At 46.4% G+C, this 19,125-nt stretch carries 20 protein-coding genes and 1 pseudogene; 13 read left to right on the plus strand and 8 right to left on the minus strand.

Annotation, left to right across the window (positions count from 1 at the left end; translation table 11 throughout):
- Positions 1–8: 8 nt before the first annotated feature.
- The 6 genes from AC58VC_RS24240 to AC58VC_RS24265 are packed head-to-tail and all read right to left on the minus strand — an operon-like array spanning position 9 to position 5,304.
- Positions 9–977, minus strand: a complete 969-nt coding sequence (locus AC58VC_RS24240; RefSeq protein ID WP_497372170.1) for a GDP-mannose 4,6-dehydratase — start codon at positions 975–977, stop codon at positions 9–11.
- A 22-nt stretch (positions 978–999) separates the two neighbouring features.
- Positions 1,000–1,770, minus strand: a complete 771-nt coding sequence (locus AC58VC_RS24245; RefSeq protein WP_497372172.1) for a hypothetical protein — start codon at positions 1,768–1,770, stop codon at positions 1,000–1,002.
- A gap of 13 nt (positions 1,771–1,783) precedes the next feature.
- On the minus strand, positions 1,784–2,563 hold the full coding sequence (locus AC58VC_RS24250) for a hypothetical protein (RefSeq protein ID WP_497372174.1): 780 nt from the start codon (positions 2,561–2,563) through the stop codon (positions 1,784–1,786).
- Between the two features lie 11 nt (positions 2,564–2,574).
- Positions 2,575–3,351 (minus strand): hypothetical protein, encoded by a 777-nt coding sequence (locus AC58VC_RS24255; RefSeq protein ID WP_497372176.1) that lies wholly within the window; start codon positions 3,349–3,351, stop codon positions 2,575–2,577.
- A gap of 23 nt (positions 3,352–3,374) precedes the next feature.
- Positions 3,375–4,496: a UDP-galactopyranose mutase gene (gene glf, locus AC58VC_RS24260; protein WP_497372178.1), complete on the minus strand. Its 1,122-nt coding sequence runs from the start codon at positions 4,494–4,496 to the stop codon at positions 3,375–3,377.
- Positions 4,497–4,527: 31 nt separating this feature from the next.
- Positions 4,528–5,304 (minus strand): glycosyltransferase family 8 protein, encoded by a 777-nt coding sequence (locus AC58VC_RS24265; RefSeq protein WP_497372180.1) that lies wholly within the window; start codon positions 5,302–5,304, stop codon positions 4,528–4,530.
- 260 nt (positions 5,305–5,564) lie between these two features.
- Between AC58VC_RS24265 and AC58VC_RS24270 the strand changes: the two genes are divergently transcribed.
- From AC58VC_RS24270 to AC58VC_RS24300, 7 genes are read left to right on the plus strand one after another with little or no spacing between them, the layout of a single operon-like run.
- Positions 5,565–6,890, plus strand: coding sequence for a UDP-glucose dehydrogenase family protein (locus AC58VC_RS24270; protein WP_497372182.1), 1,326 nt, complete (start codon positions 5,565–5,567; stop codon positions 6,888–6,890).
- A 43-nt stretch (positions 6,891–6,933) separates the two neighbouring features.
- Entirely contained in the window at positions 6,934–7,800 is an 867-nt protein-coding gene (gene galU, locus AC58VC_RS24275; protein WP_497372184.1) for a UTP--glucose-1-phosphate uridylyltransferase GalU, read from the plus strand.
- A 27-nt stretch (positions 7,801–7,827) separates the two neighbouring features.
- Positions 7,828–9,819 (plus strand): DUF707 domain-containing protein, encoded by a 1,992-nt coding sequence (locus tag AC58VC_RS24280; RefSeq protein ID WP_497372186.1) that lies wholly within the window; start codon positions 7,828–7,830, stop codon positions 9,817–9,819.
- A 49-nt stretch (positions 9,820–9,868) separates the two neighbouring features.
- Positions 9,869–11,023, plus strand: coding sequence for a glycosyltransferase family 4 protein (locus tag AC58VC_RS24285; RefSeq protein ID WP_497372188.1), 1,155 nt, complete (start codon positions 9,869–9,871; stop codon positions 11,021–11,023).
- A gap of 32 nt (positions 11,024–11,055) precedes the next feature.
- A complete protein-coding gene (locus AC58VC_RS24290) occupies positions 11,056–12,105 on the plus strand; it encodes a CotS family spore coat protein (protein WP_497372190.1) in 1,050 nt (349 codons plus the stop codon).
- Complete coding sequence (locus tag AC58VC_RS24295) at positions 12,095–13,111, plus strand: CotS family spore coat protein (RefSeq protein WP_497372192.1); 1,017 nt, start codon at positions 12,095–12,097, stop codon at positions 13,109–13,111. Before AC58VC_RS24290 ends, AC58VC_RS24295 begins: the two co-directional genes overlap by 11 nt.
- A gap of 12 nt (positions 13,112–13,123) precedes the next feature.
- Complete coding sequence (locus tag AC58VC_RS24300) at positions 13,124–13,330, plus strand: amphi-Trp domain-containing protein (protein WP_497372194.1); 207 nt, start codon at positions 13,124–13,126, stop codon at positions 13,328–13,330.
- 21 nt (positions 13,331–13,351) lie between these two features.
- Here AC58VC_RS24300 and AC58VC_RS24305 read toward each other — a convergent pair whose 3' ends face one another.
- Positions 13,352–14,401 carry a hypothetical protein gene (locus AC58VC_RS24305; protein ID WP_497372196.1) on the minus strand — a complete coding sequence of 350 codons (1,050 nt, stop codon included), beginning with the start codon at positions 14,399–14,401 and terminating at the stop codon, positions 13,352–13,354.
- Between the two features lie 34 nt (positions 14,402–14,435).
- Positions 14,436–14,721: pseudogene (locus AC58VC_RS24310) on the minus strand (glycosyl transferase); the annotation flags it as partial.
- Between the two features lie 453 nt (positions 14,722–15,174).
- Here AC58VC_RS24310 and AC58VC_RS24315 point away from each other — a divergent pair.
- The 6 genes from AC58VC_RS24315 (at position 15,175) to AC58VC_RS24340 (ending at position 19,101) form a co-directional block, all read left to right on the plus strand.
- Entirely contained in the window at positions 15,175–15,465 is a 291-nt protein-coding gene (locus AC58VC_RS24315) for a hypothetical protein (RefSeq protein WP_161410297.1), read from the plus strand.
- Positions 15,466–15,488: 23 nt separating this feature from the next.
- Positions 15,489–15,839 carry an alpha-helical endospore appendage domain-containing protein gene (locus AC58VC_RS24320; RefSeq protein WP_497372198.1) on the plus strand — a complete coding sequence of 117 codons (351 nt, stop codon included), beginning with the start codon at positions 15,489–15,491 and terminating at the stop codon, positions 15,837–15,839.
- Entirely contained in the window at positions 15,836–16,141 is a 306-nt protein-coding gene (locus tag AC58VC_RS24325; protein ID WP_497372200.1) for a hypothetical protein, read from the plus strand. The genes AC58VC_RS24320 and AC58VC_RS24325 overlap by 4 nt, the downstream gene beginning before the upstream one ends.
- 325 nt (positions 16,142–16,466) lie before the next feature.
- Positions 16,467–17,276: a glycosyltransferase family 2 protein gene (locus tag AC58VC_RS24330; protein ID WP_497372202.1), complete on the plus strand. Its 810-nt coding sequence runs from the start codon at positions 16,467–16,469 to the stop codon at positions 17,274–17,276.
- A gap of 5 nt (positions 17,277–17,281) precedes the next feature.
- Positions 17,282–18,376: a glycosyltransferase family 2 protein gene (locus AC58VC_RS24335; RefSeq protein ID WP_497372204.1), complete on the plus strand. Its 1,095-nt coding sequence runs from the start codon at positions 17,282–17,284 to the stop codon at positions 18,374–18,376.
- A complete protein-coding gene (locus tag AC58VC_RS24340) occupies positions 18,373–19,101 on the plus strand; it encodes a glycosyltransferase family 2 protein (RefSeq protein ID WP_497372206.1) in 729 nt (242 codons plus the stop codon). The genes AC58VC_RS24335 and AC58VC_RS24340 overlap by 4 nt, the downstream gene beginning before the upstream one ends.
- Positions 19,102–19,125: the final 24 nt, after the last annotated feature.

The raw sequence follows: 19,125 nt of genomic DNA on the forward strand, positions 1-19,125 counted from the left end.
TCCATCGGTCATTCCTCCGGCTGTTCCTCCAGCCACTGCACAAAGCGCTCAATGCCCGCCTCCAAGCTCGTCGATGGCGTGTACCCCAAGAGTGTGTGCGCTTTCTCGAAATTGGCCCATGTCCGTGGGACATCTCCGATCTGCATCGGCTTCCAGTTGATGATTGCCTTTTTGTTCATCGCATTCTCCAAGACGGTGACGAGGCCCAGCAAACTAGTCGGATGGTCGTTCCCAAGGTTAAATACTTCGTAGCCGGGATGGTCGAAATCGATAGATTTGCGAATGCCTGCAACGATATCGGCTACATACGTATAATCGCGACTCGTTGTGCCGTCTCCGAACAGGGAGATGGGCTCGCCTTTTGCTATTTTTTTAGCAAACAGATGTATGGCTAGATCCGGTCGCTGCCGGGGACCGAATACGGTGAAGAAGCGCAGAGCGACAATTGGCAAGTCGAAGCAGTGGCTATAGCTGCGGCACAGCGCTTCGCCAGAAGCTTTGGTAGCGCCGTAAGGCGAGGCGATGAGCAGGGTAGGATCGGTTTCGGAGAACGGCACCTTGTCATTCAAGCCGTAAACCGAACTCGAAGATCCAAAAACAAATTTGGAAACGCCGTATTTGACGGATGCGTCCAGCAGATTGACCGTGCCCGCAAGGTTGACGTCGACATAGGTGCTCGGGATTTCGAGGGATGGCCGGACACCTGCTTTGGCGGCCAAATGGACAACGGCGTCCGGTTTCCAAGTGCTGAACACGCGGTCCATGCCGGCTCTGTCCCGAATGTCGGCTTCAACCAGTTCGTATTTAGGTGAGCGCAAGTGATTACGAATGTTGTTCTCCTTCACTTTGCGATCATAGTAGTCATCAAAGTTATCGATCACAAGCACTTCGTAGTTATCATCCAAGAGAAGAGAGTCCACCAGGTGGCTTCCAATGAACCCCGCGCCCCCGGTAACCAGAATCCTTTGTTTCATCATGGTTTCCTCCTTGGCTGTTTGATCATAATGAACTTATCCAAGCGCGTACAGAATCGTCTTTGACGGGATGAGCAAACATGACTTCTGATTTCTGTGAAGCCGCTTGAATTTCTTGCAAGGAAATATTTGGCCGATAGCGGAAACACTGCCTGATTTTGCTGGGATATTCTTGGCACTTGGCTCCGCTCTGCATAGCAAGCGTCATGTACAGGATTTCACCCAGCGCAAAGACATCCGTTTTGGCAAGAATTTGCTCGAACAGCGGCTTGTTCACTCTGGCCAGCATTCGCTTCACCAGACTATGCCGATAAACCTGCATCGGGTTGAACGTGCCGTAGAAGTGGTTGCTTTGGAAAAACGGCTGCCAAAGCCCCCACTCCTTCCACATGCCCAAAGCCGTTGTCCAATTGCTTTTGTGAGGCGTCGTCTCTGTTTTTAGAGCCTCGACCAAACAATCGTAGTCCTCCATGTGATTACTTAAAAATGACTCAAATCCGTCGTGAATGAACATCACATCATACTCGGTATAGACTAAATACTCGTATGGAATCCGGGTATCTTCCAGCCATCTCATGACGTCATAGAAGAATCTTCCGGTCCGTCCTCTGCGTAGGGGTCTGCTGTATGGACAGTAGAGGATGTGCTCGCTCTGGCATACCTCTTTGCCGAAGCTCCTGTCGGTGCCGCCGTTATAGAGAACGATAAAAGCATTCGGGTTATACTTGCGAAGATTCCTAATTTGTTGGCGAAGCGCAGGTTCGTTCTCGTGAGCTAACAGAGCGAAACAAATCATGCAGCTTCCTCCTTTATTTTTTAAGGTTAAAAATCCAGTCGCGAACTTCAGTGTCCTTGACCGGATGCACGAACATGACCTCTGACTTATGACTGGCCTGCTTGGCGTCCTCCAGACGAATGCGATGGTATACGCGCAGGTACTCTACACTCGGCTTAGGGTAAGCCTTTAAGCGGCCGCCGCACTTTTTGGCCAACGTAATATAGAGCATCTCGCCTAAGGCGTACACATTCGTAGCGCTAAACAGCCCTTCCAGCATAGGCGTATCGATTATGGCCAACATCCGCTTAAGGATGGAACGCCTATACACTTGCATCGGATTAAAGGTTCCATAGAAATCGTCCGACTGGAAGAAGGGCTTCCAGCGATTCCATTCCTTCCACATCGTTTTGCCGGGAATCCACCAGTTGCGCTTCCGATCCTTCTCGTGGCGGATCAATTTCACCAGGCAGTCGTGGTCCCTAAGTTCATTTTCAACCATTCGTTCAAATCCGTAATTGACGAACATCACATCATATTCGGTGTAGACTAGGTAGTCGTAGTTGACGTTCTTCTCCTCTAGCCATCTCATGACGTCATAATAGAAACGTCCCGTCTTTCCCTTCTGCAAAGGCCTGCTGTACGGGCAGTACATGACTTTCATTTTTTTGCAAAGGGCTTTGCCGAAGTTTGCATCCTGTCCGCCGTTGTACAAAACAATGAGTACGTTATTCGGATTATATCTGCGAATGTTTCGAATTTGTTTGTAGAGGGCGTTTTCATCGGCATGCGCTAATAGTGCAAAACAGAGCATGTTCCAGCCTCCTAGGGTTGATTAAAAATCCATTCACGAACATCGGCATCCTTCACGGGGTGAACGAACATAACGTCAGGCCGTCTTTTCGCTTCTTTGATTTCCTTCCGTGTAATAGAGGGTCGGAACCTAAGAAACCGTTTGGTGTTATCCCCGTAAAGTTTACATTTTCCACCGTATTTTTTGACTAATGTAATGTATAGCATTTCACCTAAACAAGGAATGTTCGATGTGTCAAACAGATGCTCTAGGCGCTTCTTATCCAGTCCTGCGAGCATTTGCTTAATAATGCCATGACGGAAAACGGACATCGGCGAGGAAGTTCGGTAGAAGGAATCTGACTGGAAAATCTTCTTCCACCGTTCCCAGTCCTTCCACATGTCTCTGGCAGGAGGCCACGAGGCATTCTTCGGATTGACCTCTTTACGGAGTATTTTAACCAGGCAGTCGTAACCTTCCATTTTACTTAACACATACTCGCGAAAGCCTGTATTGACAAACATGATGTCATATTCCAAATAGACCAGGTATTCATAAGAAATCTTTTTATCCTCAAGAAACCTCATGACATCATAGAAAAATCGACCGCTGGTACGCTGCTTCAAAGGACGGCTGTAAGGGCAGTACATGACCTTCTCGTCTTCGCAAACCTTTTTACCGAAATTCGCATCCTGTCCGCCGTTGTAGAAGACGATTTGGACGTCCTGGGGATTATATTTACGAATATTTCGAATTTGATTGCGCAATGCTTGTTCATCCTCGTGGGCTAACAATGCCATACAAATCATGAATGCAGCCTCCTGCCTATGCGTTATTTCTGAATCTCATTGTTGAATAGTGTCAACGCACGTGCTACGGCCTGATCCATATTGTAGTATTTGTAATCGGCCAATCTTCCCGCAAACAGCACCTTATCCTTGATTTTGTCGGCTTCTGCTTGGTACAGCTTGTAGAGATCTTTGTTTTCATCGCGCGGAATCGGATAATAAGGTTCATTTTTTCCTATGGTATAGGTTTCAGGATATACGTAAGAAATGGTTGTTTTGGGAGACTGCTGGCCAGTGAGATGCTTCTGCTCCAGAACCCGCGTGTAGTCGTATTCATGCGGATAGTTGACTGTCCCGACTTCTTGATGATAATCCTTATCCAGCGTATCAAATTCAAAGCGCATACTGCGGTAAGGAAGCTGTCCGTGCATATAGTCGAAGTATTCATCAATCGGGCCTGTATAGATCATCCTTTTGTACGTTATTTCGCCAATGAGCTCTTTGTAGTCGGTATTCAGCAGCGTCTTAATGTTCGGATGGTTGAGCATTTTGTTGAACATAGGTGTATAGCCGTGTTTGGGGAGTCCTTGATAGGTATCTTGGAAATAACGGTTATCCCGTGAGATGTAGACAGGAACTCTTGCAGTCACCGACGGTGCGAGCTGTTCGGGATCTAACTCCCAGTGCTTCAGCGTGTATTTGTAGAATACGTTTTGATAAATAAAATCAGCCAAGTCACTTAATTCACCGTTCGCGCTTTGGCGAAGCTTCAAGATTGGCACTTTAACGCCATAACCGAAATGGTCAATCAGCAGCGCTTCCAGCTTTTCTGCATATTTGGGAGGGAATAAGGCATAGATGGAGTTGAGATTAAAAGGGACAGGCACCTTCTTGCCGTCAATAACCACGCGTACTTCATGAAAGTAAGGGCGCCACGGGGTGAACAAGGAGAGGTAATTCCAAACCATACTTGAGTTCGTATGGAACGTATGTGAGCCATACTTATGAATAAGTATGCCGTGTTCGTCGTAGCAGTCATAGGAATTACCACCGATATGATCTCTTTTATCGACAATCAGGACCTTCTCTCCCAGTTGGGAGGCAATTCGCTCTGCTAGCGTTGCGCCTGTAAATCCTGCGCCAATGATTAACCAATCTGTTTTCATGACTCAACCTCCTGAACGTTGGGCTGCGCTGCTAGTCTAGCTTCCAATTGGTTTTTTTCGCATATTTGAGATACTCATCTTTGAACTTGGGATTGTGCCAGCTGTTCCACGGTTTTTTATCGGTTGTGTAATGAATGATGGCGGGCTCGAAACGCTGGTTATGGGAACGGTGCACTTGATAGTTCCACTTGGGATCCAGCTTCAACCATTTCTCGTGCAAAACAGCGTTTAAAGCGTCCTGATCCATGAATTTTAGCTTCTCCGGATTTTTTCTCATATAATGTAGAACTTTCTCCGACGTATGGTTATCTCTCCACTTTTTTAAGTTAAGGAGCAGCACGCCGGCGTTAAAATAACCAGAACTTTCCGGGATGGAAAGTTCTTCGAAACGAAGCACTTTACCGGGGATTTGCACAGCGCCGAGATGATATTTATCAATGTTTACATCCCACAGGTTGGCAATATCCGCTTTCACAATGAGATCACAATCCAAATAAAGCGCTTTGCGGACGTCCTTCGGCAAGAGAGCTGGAATGGCGATCCGATAGTAGGTTTCTTTGCTCAAATGATAACGAACGACAACATCCTGAAAGAGAGAGTCCTCCACCGTTAAAAAAGCAAGTTCCACTTGGAATGATTTCAAGGCATTATGAAGCTTCTGCTTGTTCTCGCTAGATAGATTGCCGTCGATCACATAAAGGGAGATGGGTCGACTCGTTGATCTATGTTCGAATAAAGAAGTAAGCATCACCGCTAAATGTTTCACGTACTTGTTGTTGGTAGCCACGACGATATGGATTCTTTCCAAGCGTAATCCTCCTTCATACACACTGGTTTTTACCCGTCTAGATATTTGTATTACCGGAAGGAAAGGGTGGATTGTACGTTTGTCCCGAAAAGCAGAATAAAGCTTACTGAGGTGGGTAAGAGTTGATTTTTCCTAGGGTTTGGTTATCCGTCCGAGTTTGTAGTAAGACAAGGCGCATACACTTTAAGATGACAGTGATTAATGTCTACCCGCACTTGCGGTTAGCGTCAATGAACTCTACACAACAAGGGAGAGCGGCCATGAAGATTTGCATGATTGGAACTGGTTATGTAGGACTCGTGGTTGGGGCATGTTTGGCGGAAATGGGGCATCAAGTGATTTGCGTGGATAATAATCCTGCCAAAGTATCCGCTTTGCAGAACGGACAATTACCCATTTACGAACCTGGATTGGAGCGGCTGGTTGAACGAAACGTGCTAGAGAGTCGGTTAAGCTTTTCGCTTGATATTAGCGAATCTGTTACACAAAGCCAATTCATTTTCATCGCTGTAGGAACCCCGCCGGCTGAGGACGGGTCTGCCGATCTTACTTATGTGATGAAGGCTGTAGAGCAGATTGGCGCAAGTATCCGAGATTATGCCATCGTGATTACCAAATCAACGGTACCTATTGGCAGCAGTGAGCGCATACGGGGCATCATTGAAGAGCAGCTAAAGAAACGAGGGCGCATGGATTTGGAATTCGATATTGTGTCGAATCCGGAATTTTTAAGAGAAGGCGCTGCAGTCAATGATTTCTTGAACCCTAATCGAATTGTTGTCGGCAGTAGTAACCCCAGAGCTCTTGCTTATATGGAGAAGTTGTATTTGCCGCTTACGAGCAAGGGATTTCCAATCATCCATATGGATATTGCCTCTGCTGAGCTTGCCAAATATGCTTCCAATGCCATGTTAGCCACACGGATAAGCTTTATGAATGAAATGGCTGAAATTTGCGAAGCTGTCGGCGCAGATATTGAACGGGTGCGTCAAGGGATGGAGCTCGATCATCGAATTGGCAGTTACTTTTTATCAGCTGGGGTTGGCTACGGGGGCTCTTGTTTCCCTAAGGATGTACGGGCTATTATCCAAAGCGCCACGGAGCGAAACATTCCAACGCATATCTTAGAAGCCGTTGATAAAGTCAACCATAAGCAGAAGAAAAAGCTGTTTGAGATGGTTGTAAGCCATTTTGGTGAAGATTTGAAGGGACTGAGGTTGGCCGTATGGGGATTATCCTTCAAGCCGGAAACCGATGATATTCGTGAAGCGCCGTCCATCGAGACCATCGAGCAGTTAAGGAAGCGTGGGGTCCAGATTCAAGTTCACGACCCGGTTGCTCTGCAGAATGCCTACCAGTCTTTAGGCGAGGAGAATATCACGTATTTCACAGGTCTCTATCAAGCATTAATGGATGCGGATGCCCTGTTGATATTTACGGAGTGGAAGCAATATCGATCGGCGGATCTTGGCCGTATCAAGAGTTTGCTGAAACAGCCAGTCCTGTTTGACGGAAGGAATTTATTCGATCCCTCCATGATGAAAGATGAGGGATTCGTCTATCAAAGCATCGGTAGGATGAAGTGATCGTTCATCCTATCCCAATTCACACAGAAGGATGATGATCATTATGAAAGTTCGGAAAGCAATAATTCCTGCAGCAGGTCTGGGCACCCGGTTCTTACCGGCGACCAAAGCGATGCCAAAAGAGTTGCTGCCGATCATTGATAAACCTACGATTCAATTTATCGTGGAGGAAGCGGTTGCTTCAGGCATTGAGGATATCATCATTGTGACTGGCAAAGGCAAGCGCGCGCTGGAGGATCACTTCGACAACGCCTTTGAGCTAGAATACCATTTGCAGCAAAAAGGGAAGTTGAGAATGCTGGAAAAGGTGCAGGAGCCAGCTCAACTGATCGATATCCACTATATTCGCCAAAAAGAGCCGAAGGGATTAGGCCACGCCATTTGGTGCGCTAGAAAGTTTATTAATGATGAACCGTTCGCCGTACTGCTTGGCGATACATTCGTACAGTCCGATGTTCCCTGCTTGAAGCAGATGATGGACTATTTCGACCGATACAAAACATCAATTATCGGTGTGCAGCCTGTCAATCCGAAGGATGTTTCGAGCTATGGCATCATCGATGCGCAGTTGTTGTTCGATCGTTTCTACAATATTACGAAGCTTGTGGAGAAGCCAAAACCTCAGGAGGCTCCATCTAATCTCGCGATGATTGGCCGATATATTTTGACTCCCGCTATTTTCGATATTTTGGAGGGGCAGGAGCCGGGTGTCGGGCAAGAAATCCAGCTGACCGATGCGATTTCGAGGCTGAATGAGCAAGAGGCGGTTCACGCATGTGAAATTAATGGTGTCTGGCATGACGTTGGGGATCATCTTGGTTACGTGAAAGCAATTCTTGATATGGCTGTGCAGCGAGAAGATTTGAGACAGCCTATCTTGGACTATATCAGGTTTATTGAAAGGAAATAACGATTGGCTTAAAAAGGAGCGAGCGAAATGACGCGATTTGAAGTCAAAGGTGACAAGAGGTTTCTTGTAATCGGCAGAGTGGGCGATACCTCTATCCATCAGCAATGGTTGCAGCCTGCGGAGTATAAAAACTTCGATCTTTGTCTTAGTTATTTCGGTAATACGCCACAAAGGTATGTGAATGATTGCGACTTCTATCATGAAATCCCAGGGTTGAAATGGCCTACGGTGAAGGATACGATCGAAGCCTTTGGGGATGGAATCTACCACTATGATGCGATCTGGATGCCGGATGATGATATAAGCGCGAATGCACACGACATTCATCGCATGTTCGAGATCTTCATGGAGCAGGGTCTAGAGCTGGCACAGCCGAGCTTAACACGGGACTCCTATTATGGGCATGGGATCACGCTGCAAAATAGCAATTATTCTTTACGATATTCCCAGTTTATCGAACCGATGGTTCCCCTTTATACCAGAGAGACATTCAAGAAGCTGCTGCCTACGTTTGAAAAGAGTGAGTCGGGATGGGGCCTTGATTTTGTTTGGCCTAAGGTACTGGGTTATCCGCATCAGAAATTAGCCATTATCGATGAGGTCGCTGTCAAACATACTAGACGTGTCGGAGGCGGCGAACTTTATAAAAATATATCAGGTTCTCAATGGGACGATTTGTACCGAATCACAGCCGAATATGATGCAGCCGTTAACTTCCGAATGACCCATTATGGCGGCAAGCCGAAGAGCAAACGCGTCATGTTCGCGCTGCTGGCTCACAAAGATGAGCATGTTCTGGCCGCACAGATTGAAAATATTCGTAAATTCAACCCGGAAGCAGGCATTGTTCTCTATAACGGAGGCGAAGACAGCCAATTCGGGAAAGGTATGAATGCGGCCATCTGCGAGTACAGCCGCCACTTGACTTGGGGGCACTTGGCTCCCTTTCTGTGGGACGTAATGAAGTGGCTCGATGAGCACCAGGTGGACTACGAATATTTGGTGAATCTTGATGATGATATGCTCTTCGTAAAGCCTGGCTTTGAGGGTTATCTGGATCAAACGATGCGAGGTTACGACTGCATGGGATGGGATATGCAAACCAGTCGCAGCGTACGTGATGCAGACAACATGAATAAGCAGTCGATGTGGGAAGAATGGTGTCGTTGGGGTTCTTTGTTCCAAACCGATCACTTCGTCCGCTATTTTAATCCAACACAGGTTTACCGGCGTGGCATTGTTAAGAAAATGCTTAAAGCTGCGGATGTCTCCTTGGTTGATCAATGGCTTTCTGAGAGCCAAGTTGTGGCGTTGGAGGAATTTTTCTTTGTCACCTTCGCTGCAGCACTAGGTGGGAAATGCCGTGAATTTCCACGTGATGAGCGGTTGAATGTCATGCGGCATGAGCGCGAAATTGAGCAGAATGAAGCGCACGCTGCCATGCATCATTACATGTATCATACAATCCATCCTGTCAAAGGGGATCGGCTCCTGCACCTGCACAATCAACTGATGGCTGGAGATATTCCTTATGTGGATCCGAATCCGCCACAGCCACAGCCGCAGCCACAGCCGCATCCGCAGCCGAGTTCGGCGGTGCATGTGCAGCGTCCACGGGTGCGGAGGAAGCCCGCTGTCTCTAAGAAAAGGCTGCTTCCAAGGAAAAAGCCGATACTGAAAAAAGCAGCAGGCAAGAAAAAGAGAGTGTTAAACAATAAAAAACCGTTCCTGAAGAAAAGAGTAAAGACGGTCATTCCTAATAAGACGAAGAGAATAGAGGCTGTCATTCCTAAGAAGACGAAGAGAATGAAGGCTGTCATTCCTAAGAAGACGAAGAGAATGAAGGCTGTCATTCCTAAGAAGCCCATAAGAGTGAAGAAGCGTATTCAGGTTAATCCAGGCATGAAGAAACTTTCAGCTCCTGCTCAAGCTCCAGGAGGAGGCTGGGCTATGACCCAATCGACAATGTGGAGCAGATTTGGCAAGAAGGTTGCGCGTAAATCTAAAAGTGTGGCGTAATCACGAGGAACAAAACCTCCATTAAGAAATACCGATTGGAGTGGTAAAGATGAAGATTGCATTCATTTGCACTGAAATGCTTACCGTTCCGCCTATTAGGGGTGGCGCCATTCAAATTTTAATCAATGGCATCACCCCCCATATTGGCAGTAGGCATGATCTCACGATTTTCTGCATTACGGACCCCGACCTTCCCAATCGGGAAGTGGTTGACGGAGTCAAATATATACGGATTCCACGCGAGGATTATGTGAACGGCGTTGCCAAGGAGCTGAGCAAACAGCGCGCTAACAACCAAAAGTATGATGTCATCCATGTGTTTAACCGTCCGAAAAATGTACCTGTCTATAAAGAAGCCATGCCGCGCTCGCGTTTTTTTGTCAGCTGTCATAACGAGATGTTCCGAGAAGGAAAAATTACGCCCGAAATGGGGCGTTCCGTTATCCGAACGGTCGATAAGATTATGTCGATCTCCAATTATATCGGCCAAACGATTACCAGCCGTTTCCCTTCGGCCAAGGGAAAAGTGAGGACGGTATATTCAGGTATTAATTTACAGCATTATAAGCCGATCTGGACACCTGAAGCGCAGGATCTTCGGAAGGAACTCCGTAAAAAATTTGGAGTCGATAATAAAAAGGTCATCTTGTTCGTGGGCCGATTAAGTAAAACGAAAGGCCCTGACGTTCTGATTAAAGCTGTCGAGCAGATAAGTAAAACCCATAAAGATGTCGTTCTGGTCATTATTGGAAGCAAGTGGTTCCATAATGAGCAGTTGGATGAGTACGGAGCAAGCCTTCGCGTGCTAGCCAAATCGCTTGGGGATCGGGTCATCTTTACAGGTTTTGTTCCACCGAGCGAGATTCCTGTCCACTATTTGCTTGGCGATATTTTCGTTTGCTCTTCCCAGTGGCAGGAGCCGTTAGCCAGGGTTCATTTTGAGGCGATGGGTGCAGGACTTCCGATCATTACTACCAATCGCGGAGGGAATGCTGAAATTATCAAACAGAATGCAAACGGTATTGTGATCGAAGATTATAGCAATCCAGGGGCATTCGTAAAGGCGATTACATTTCTGTTGTCCAATCCTGCCGAAGCGCTGCGACTAGGAAAGGCAGGCAGAGCGGTTGTAGAAGGAAACTTTGGTTTCGAGCATGCGGCTATGCGGCTTGAAAGCCTATATGCCACAGATAAAAGAAAGTGAACTTGAGGCCATACATCTACGGAGGTGTCAGCATGGATACTACTTTTTCGGACGTAGTGAAGAAGGTTATGACGCACTATCCTTTGAAGGTTAAAAACATTTACCTCTTATCCTTTAAGGGGAAAAAAGCAGTCTGGTCCATCCAAACCGACATGGGTGAATGGATCATGAAAAAGGTTCCATTCGATGAAACTCATATTGATTTCATGCTCCATGCCATTAACTATCTCAAATCCAATGGCGTTAACACGCCCGGCGTGCTCAAAACTAACTCAGGCCAAGGTTATGTGAAGTTAAATGGTGAATATTTCGTCATTTTTGAAACCGTATACGGACGCTCACCGGAATATAACAATGATAGCGATTTATCCCTCATGCTAAAAGGAATGGCGGCCTTTCACCGAGCATCAAGGGGGATCGAATCTCCCAATGGTTTCTACCCTTCCTACCTGTTGACGAAATGGAAATCAGATTTGCAAACAAGAACGGAGCGCCTGAAGGCCTGGAAAGAACAGCGACAACAGGTTAAAAATAAAAATGAATTTGACCGTGTATTTCTAGCGAATGTAGATACCTTCATGCAGCAAGCGCAAGCAGCGCTTACGACGCTGGACCAACCGTATTTTGAACAGTGGGTGAAGGAAACGGAGATTACCAAAACACTGTGTCATCAAGATTTTGCAGCGGGTAATTTGGTTGTAGGTAAAGATGGAAAGCTCTACGTATATGATATGGACTCACTGACGGTAGATTTGCCTGTACGCGATATGAGGAAAATATTAAACAAAGTCATGAAGAAGGATGCCAGTTGGAATCTTCCCATGATGCTCAAAATGATGAAGTTTTACCAGCAGGTCAATCCCTTAACGAAGGAACAATATATGATTCTAGCAGCCGATATTCAGTTCCCCCATTTATTCTATGGACAAGTGTCCAAATATTATGAAAATCGCGAGGACCAATGGACCGTCGACAAACATATCGTCCGATTAAAAGATATGATCAGTACCGAGCAGAGTAAAAATACGGTTCTGAAATCGTTCATCTCCCGTCTCGATGAGGTGGTTAAACGTGGTTCCTAGTCAGGAAGAACTCAATTTGGGGAAACGTCTCATGGCTGAAAGTTATCCACAGATAGTGATTAAACACATCCAGGTTATTCAAAGCGGTGGCATAAAAACGATATGGAAGATGGAGACTTCTGTAGGAACCGTTTGCTTGAAACGGATACGTAAGTCGATTCCGATCGTCAAATTCACGACAGCAGCGCAAGCATATCTTTTTCAAAAAGGAGCTATTGTTGCAGGAATTCTCCCAACGAAGGATGGCCAGCTGCATTTTGTCCATGAGGGCTATGCATTGGTTCTCTATGCTTGGGTCCAAGGAAGCGATTTGGAGATGGATCGGGTTCCGGAACATCTCTATACGGGTTTGAAGGGTCTCGCTCAATTCCATAAGGACACCGTAGGATTTATCCCCCCTGACGATTGTGAGATCTATGACCGGATGGGGGTATGGCCCAGTCATTTTAGCGGTATGTGCGAGGAACTTAAGCAGTGGAAAGCCCAAGCTATGAAGGGGAAAACACCTTTTCATCTCTCTTATGTGAAGACTGGCGATGCTATGATTCAGATGGCAAGCCATGCCATCAAGCTTCTGGAAGCGTCCTGCTATGCGGACTGGGTGGCCGACATCGGCAAATACGGTTACATGTGTCATCAGGATTACGGTAAAGGGAACGCGATTGCGACGGATCGAGGCGTGTGTGTGCTGGACTTGGATAATTTGACGTACGATATTCCTCTGCGTGATATCCGGAAGCTCCTAACGAAGCGCATGGAAGAACTCGGACGCTGGGATGCTGATGAGCTGAAACGGTGCATGAGCTATTATGAAGCTATTCTTCCATTTACACCTGAGCAAATGCAGGTGCTTTATATTGATTTGCTTTTTCCGCATAAGTACTATGGCTATGTCAAATCACCTTTCAAAAAAGGCGAGCCAGGGGACGAAAAAAAGCTGCAGAAGATTGTTTTATTCGAAATGGAGAAGCTGCCTGTTCTTAAGAAGCTGATCAAGGGATTTTAAGGAGGGATCATGATGAGGTCAGAAGAGGAATTTGTCGGTCGTGGTTTGCAGTTTGCTGAACTGCTAAGAAAAATTGCTGATCAAATAACGGCAGACAACCTTGTTATTCGAGGCAAACAAATCACCTTGCCGGATAAGGATATGGAATTTAAAGTGAGTCATAAGCGCGATCTGGGAGCAAATAAATTGACAATCGGGATTGAATGGGTGGATAAATAGGCAAGAGGACGGAGCGGGAGACTATCCCATCTTCGTCCTCTTTTTTGGTTTTGCCGCTTTTTGCTTTGTCACCGTTTTGGGACGCAGCTGCTTTTTGGCCAGCTTTATTATTTTCTTCCGGCTGCGTAGTCCGGACGTGATCTTGCGCCGCTTGATGCGTCTTCGAGGAAGGGCTCGCTTCAGAAGCTTCTTGCGCCTGATTCTTTTTCTTCTTCTTAGAGCAGCAGGGCGAGTAGCGGGTAGGACACTTGCAATTGGTTCAGGTCTAGGGAGCAATTGCTGATTCATCTCTAGCAGTTTATCCCCTTTTACTGGATGGATCCAATAGAAATAAGGATGATCTCGATGCTGCTGAACGCTCTCGAATGTGATATTCTCACCCCAGCGGACCATGTCGTTATACTTGGTTCCCTCGGGGTATTCCCGGACCCTGCCACCACAGGCCATAGCCAGTGTGACGAAAAAAACTTCTTCTAGGGCAGCAGCTTCTGATAGGCTGAGCAGGTGATCTACGGTGGCATGGTCCACATGAGCGAGCATACGTTTGACAATATCATGCCTGTAGACCTGGCCGGGATTAAAGTAAGTCAGAAAGCCGTCTGTCCGAAAGACAGGCTGCCATAAATGCCATTCGTTCATCATGTTTCTTACAGGGAGGGAGAAGGCATGATCCCGATTGTTTTCCAGCCTCCAGCCCATACTGTCGGACTCGGCCATCACCTCATCTAAGAAGGGCTGAAAACCGTACTTAACGAACAAAACATCATGATCCAGCGACATGAGATATTCATAGCCGGCGTCAATTTCCTCTAGCCATTTCATGATTTCCCACATAGCTGGCGCGATAATTCCAGCTTTTAAGGGGTGGCTGTGCGGAAAGGACCAAATGTTCACGTTTTTTCCAAAATCGGGATTGTGTCCGCCGTTGTAGAGAAGAATGCCGGCCTCAGGGTTAAAAAAATGGATATTTTCGACCTGTGCTGCCAATGCCTGTTCGTTTTCGTGAGCAATCACGATAATGACCAATCTTTTTTGGATCAGCTCATGTATGTGAGTAGGAGTCATATCCATTGCGGCACACACCACCTTATGATTTAACTTCTGCTTAGTTTTTTTGAATGTCAGAAATAGCTATAAACTTTGAGTTATTCATATCAGCTGTTGCTATATGTTGTGGTAACTGATGGATAATAAATAGAAGACGTTTCTGAAAGAATTGGCTTAAGTGATGTTTACTCTCGATATAATAAGCGGATATGGAAATTTCATAATCAAAAAGATAGTCATAGACATGATAATCCATAAAAAAGAACATCATATTTGGGAAAAGTTATTTTAGTTCGATACATCTTTGCTAGGTTCATTAGCGGTTAGGCCCTACTCGGTCTGTACTACCATGCGTTCTGAATTCACTATTTAGTAACCCCGTCTCTTCTGTTAGTCTCGTTTCAGTCATTCATTTTATGCAGCATAATCAAGTTGTGTGTAGGTTGAAGTCCCTGTAAGCCTGCACCAATTGAAAAACAACTGAATACTTAATAATAAATACATTTTGAATTTTATTACAGAAAATATTAGGGAATGAAAGGGATTATGGATTTTATAAAAATTATGAAAGTGCTTTGACAATACCAGAAATACAGCGCGTTCTTTTGATTAATAGATATATCTGTATATTCCAGCTAAGGTACCACAATTGGCTAAAAGCTCCCTCTAGGAAGGAGCTTATTTCTTATATGCACTTTGCACAAGTATTTAGCATATCACCCCGACGGTATTCCCACTTCAACCTATGCCGCATATGCTAAATGGGAAAGCCTAAGCGCACGAGGAGGGAAATAAACATGCAGGATCAGATTACTTCGATTCTGGAGCATATGGCGAAGTCGCAGCACGAGTTGGCTCGTACTCTGGAAGCCAAACGCGAGGTGATTGCTCATATGGCGAAGATGGTTAGTGAAATCCCTGACCAGAATCCTTCATTTGGAGAAATCGAAGCATTAATGGAACATTCCCTGAGTATTACCAAAGGGTTAACCAGCTATTTAAACAGTCTTGCTGATTTAGAGGATGCCATCGCGGATAATCTTTCGCCGATTGTGAAGGCCATGAAAGAACAGCCCGGTGATGAATAAATGAGGGGCAGGGAGTGGAGACATTGAGCAGAACGGATAGTTACTTATCTTACCTGGATGCTACCGCCAAAATTCAATATAATGTAGCTCTCATTCTAGAAGCTAAGGCGCTGCATGCCGAGAAATCACGCAACTGGATATGCCAGCACCTGTCTACAGCTGCGTACGAAAGCAATGCCGAACATGTGAAACAAGCGGTAGATATTCATGAACAACTCATCGAAGTCATTGATGGAATTACCAAGATGGAGGTAGCTTTCGCCAAAAACCTGGGCGTTCTCATTGTGGAAGAAGATAATTCCAGCCTTGGCGGCAGTGCTGGTGGCGGTTTGGATGATTTGTTCGGAGGTTCGGGCCTCGACTATACCAAATGAAGATAAATGAAAGAGAGCAGCAGATTAAGCTGGATATACTAGAATCACTCGCAAGGAGCCAGCGGGCCTTGGCACGAATCATAGAGAGTGTCGCCGATTCGGTAGAGAGTTCGCCGCAGATAGCTGGTCAAATCGCTGATAATCTGGCATCTATTGTGGGTTATCAATGGATTTTGACAAGGAAAATCATAGGATTGCCGATTCGTGTGAAACAAAAAGGAACTCCAAGACAACCATGGTTGAACGCGAATACCGGCGTTCATCAAGGTAAGCGCAAGCCCCCCACTTCTTCGAAGGAATAGAAGAGGATGGGGCTTTTTTTATTTAAGCCAACAAGTGACCCTGATTTGCTTTTTTCTATAAGCGCTTTCACTAAACGGTAGTAGTCATTAGCCAATTTCTAGCCAAGCTAGGTAAGTGCATATGAATCTGTCCCAAGGCAGTCATACTATAAAAGCAGGTCGAACGTACATGATCCAGTTGCCTTGAAAAGGAAGGCGATCTGTGATAGATGTCCTATTTTGAGCTAGAGATGATACGGGCTTAAACGGATGCCGTGTCCATCGGGATGGATAAACATACAATGGGTACGAAAACGAATGCACATCACAGTGGGAGGGTGTGGACATGAAAAAGCGTGGGCAGCGAAAGTTGTTAATACCCAGGAGGAGAACGAGGCCTGTTTTCAAGCCCATTTCAAATCATGAATCGCCAAAAGTATCTGTCGTCATCCCTGCAATGAACGAAAGGAAAACAATCGCGTCCGTCATTCGTCAAGCCCGATTGGTGCATCCAGCTACAGAAGTCATTGTGGTCGTCAATGGCTCCTACGATGAGACAGAGCGAATCGCCCGCCAGATGGGGGCACGGGTTATTTCATTTAAGGAATCATTAGGTCATGATGTCCCCCGAGGTATTGGCGCGAGTCATGCGAAAGGGAGCACCATCCTGTTCATTGATGCGGATATGGTGATTGCAGCCAAAGATTTGCGGCCCTTTGTGCAAGCGGTGCATCGTGGGGTTGATGTCGCGCTTAACAGCTACTCTGGCAAAACAGAGAAGATAGATGTACATCCTGTTGTGCTAGCCAAACACGCGCTTAACGTGGCTCTCTCCCGGCCAGACTTGCGAGGAGCTTCGATGACGACAATCCCGCACGCCATTAGTCGTAAGGCACTGAACGAGATCCAAGCTGCTAATTTAGCTGTGCCGCCACTCGCTCAAACGATAGCAAGTGTTAAGGGACTCACGCTCCACAAGGTATATAACGTAAATGTGGGACGGACAAATCCTCGAAAACGAAGAAAATTTAAGGTGGACCCGCTGCAAAATCTTATTCTTGGAGATCACCTCGAAGCCCTGAATTGGCTGCATGAACAGACGAATGAGCGTGGTCAGCTAACGGATTTAACAAGGGACCGAACCTTTGTGGGGTGAAGCTGTTGAATAAACCAGTGAAGAAGCGAGTGAAACAAAGGCCAAAAGTGAGAACGGTCATCCCCGTACGCCGTATGCGCAGGTCCTCCAGACCTACGAGAACGGTGTCTATGTCCTTGGTAGCATTAAGAAGAAGAGTACACGCAATTGGCGCCCGCTATGCCACGGATCATCCTTTGATAGAGGGAATGGACCCAAGCTCGTATATAAACTCCCTCTGGTACTCCTTCTATACATCAAGGGAAATTGGGACTATTTCGACGGGGCAGTATCTTCATGTCTCCCGGGCGTTTCTTGAAGGCTATAGCGAGAAGCAGGGGATTCCGGTTCCGAATCTCGTACTTGTTCCGACAAGGCAATCCATAGGAGCAGTCATTACGGTATCTAATGAAGAAAAGACGATTGCGCGCGTGCTGAATGCGCTGGAACGATTACCGATTAAGGAAATCATTGTCGTCATTAACGGATCAACCGATAACAGCGTTCATATCGCTAAGCAGTGTCCTCATGCAACCATCGTTCATTATCCGAATCTGGTTGGTCATGATGTTGGCAGGTCTATTGGCGCCAAGCTCACTTCAGCAGACATGGTGTTGTTCTTGGATGGTGATATCCCTGTTCAAACCGAGGAACTGCTGCCCTTCATTCGAGCCATCGACCAAGGATGGGATATTGCTTTGAACGATATTTCCCCCTATCTCGGTTTCTTCACGCATCGCGATGGCGTCTCGATGGTCAAACAATTCGTAAACCGTGTTCAGGGTCGACCAGAGCTTAATGCGAACTCCATGACGGCGATTCCCCACATGCTTTCCCGCAAAGCGCTTCAGATCATCGGCAGCGCAGCGTTAATGGTACCTCCTAAAGCGCAGGCGAAGGCAATCCGTTATGGATTGCGTATTTGCGCACCGACAAGCATCGATGTAGTCACTGCCAACAAACCTACCCGCTTGAACACGGGGACCACGAATCCGGTTTCTAATCTGATTGTAGGCGATCATTTGGAAGCCCTCCATATGCTGCTTCATGAACATGGAAGAAGACTTGAGTTTAGGGATGTTCTTCGTACGCGAACTGCACTGGCGGGGGGATCCATATGAATAGCACAAGTATCATCATCCCATCCTTTAACGAAAGACAACTGCTTCTAGATTGCATTTATTCGATCCGAGAGCATACACGGATCCCCTATGAAATTATTGTGGTCGACAATGCCTCTACCGACGGGACGCTGGATGATTTGGTTCGTGAGCAGATTCCCTTCGTGTCCTTCTCCGAAAACCGAGGTTTTCCTGCAGCCTGTAATGCGGGTATGAAGCTGGCTAGGGGCAGCACCATACTTTTGCTGAATAATGACGTCCTGCTTACGCCAAATTGGTTGGATCACATGCTCACCTGTTTGTATCACCGACACGATATTGGGATCGTAGGTCCGATGACCAACTATGCCAGCGGGATCCAACAAATGAAAGAGCCATACACGAATATGTCGGATATGATCCTGAAATTCAACGTGGGAAATAAAGGGAAATACACGGAAGTGAAGCGTTTGATCGGCTTCTGCTTCTTATTCAAGCGAGAAGTGATGGATAAGATCGGTTACCTGGATGAACAGTTCAGTCCGGGTCATTACGAGGATGACGATTACTGCTATCGCGCAAGGAAAGCTGGCTACAAGCTGATGCTGACCGAGGACACCTTTATCTTCCATCATGGCAGCGCCAGCTTCGGCAAGAAAAGCGAAAGTCAGCTGCAAGCCATTGTGGAACGTTCGCGCAAGCTCTTTATAGAAAAGTGGGGCGTCGATCCCCAAGCATTGTTTTGAGAAAGCAAGAGGAAAGGATGTCGT

It is taken from the genome of Paenibacillus sp. J22R67 (assembly GCF_059692175.1).

Bases quoted from the DNA above. Each gene is read 5' to 3' on its own strand.
- AC58VC_RS24250 (WP_497372174.1), bottom strand. From the start codon at position 2,563: ATGCTCTGTTTTGCACTATTAGCGCATGCCGATGAAAACGCCCTCTAC.
- AC58VC_RS24285 (WP_497372188.1), top strand. From the start codon at position 9,869: ATGAAGATTGCATTCATTTGCACTGAAATGCTTACCGTTCCGCCTATT.
- AC58VC_RS24240 (WP_497372170.1), bottom strand. From the start codon at position 977: ATGATGAAACAAAGGATTCTGGTTACCGGGGGCGCGGGGTTCATTGGA.
- AC58VC_RS24325 (WP_497372200.1), top strand. From the start codon at position 15,836: ATGAAGATAAATGAAAGAGAGCAGCAGATTAAGCTGGATATACTAGAA.
- AC58VC_RS24330 (WP_497372202.1), top strand. From the start codon at position 16,467: ATGAAAAAGCGTGGGCAGCGAAAGTTGTTAATACCCAGGAGGAGAACG.
- AC58VC_RS24300 (WP_497372194.1), top strand. From the start codon at position 13,124: ATGAGGTCAGAAGAGGAATTTGTCGGTCGTGGTTTGCAGTTTGCTGAA.
- galU (WP_497372184.1), top strand. From the start codon at position 6,934: ATGAAAGTTCGGAAAGCAATAATTCCTGCAGCAGGTCTGGGCACCCGG.
- AC58VC_RS24290 (WP_497372190.1), top strand. From the start codon at position 11,056: ATGGATACTACTTTTTCGGACGTAGTGAAGAAGGTTATGACGCACTAT.
- AC58VC_RS24270 (WP_497372182.1), top strand. From the start codon at position 5,565: ATGAAGATTTGCATGATTGGAACTGGTTATGTAGGACTCGTGGTTGGG.
- AC58VC_RS24245 (WP_497372172.1), bottom strand. From the start codon at position 1,770: ATGATTTGTTTCGCTCTGTTAGCTCACGAGAACGAACCTGCGCTTCGC.
- AC58VC_RS24280 (WP_497372186.1), top strand. From the start codon at position 7,828: ATGACGCGATTTGAAGTCAAAGGTGACAAGAGGTTTCTTGTAATCGGC.
- glf (WP_497372178.1), bottom strand. From the start codon at position 4,496: ATGAAAACAGATTGGTTAATCATTGGCGCAGGATTTACAGGCGCAACG.
- AC58VC_RS24340 (WP_497372206.1), top strand. From the start codon at position 18,373: ATGAATAGCACAAGTATCATCATCCCATCCTTTAACGAAAGACAACTG.
- AC58VC_RS24305 (WP_497372196.1), bottom strand. From the start codon at position 14,401: ATGGATATGACTCCTACTCACATACATGAGCTGATCCAAAAAAGATTG.
- AC58VC_RS24315 (WP_161410297.1), top strand. From the start codon at position 15,175: ATGCAGGATCAGATTACTTCGATTCTGGAGCATATGGCGAAGTCGCAG.
- AC58VC_RS24255 (WP_497372176.1), bottom strand. From the start codon at position 3,351: ATGATTTGTATGGCATTGTTAGCCCACGAGGATGAACAAGCATTGCGC.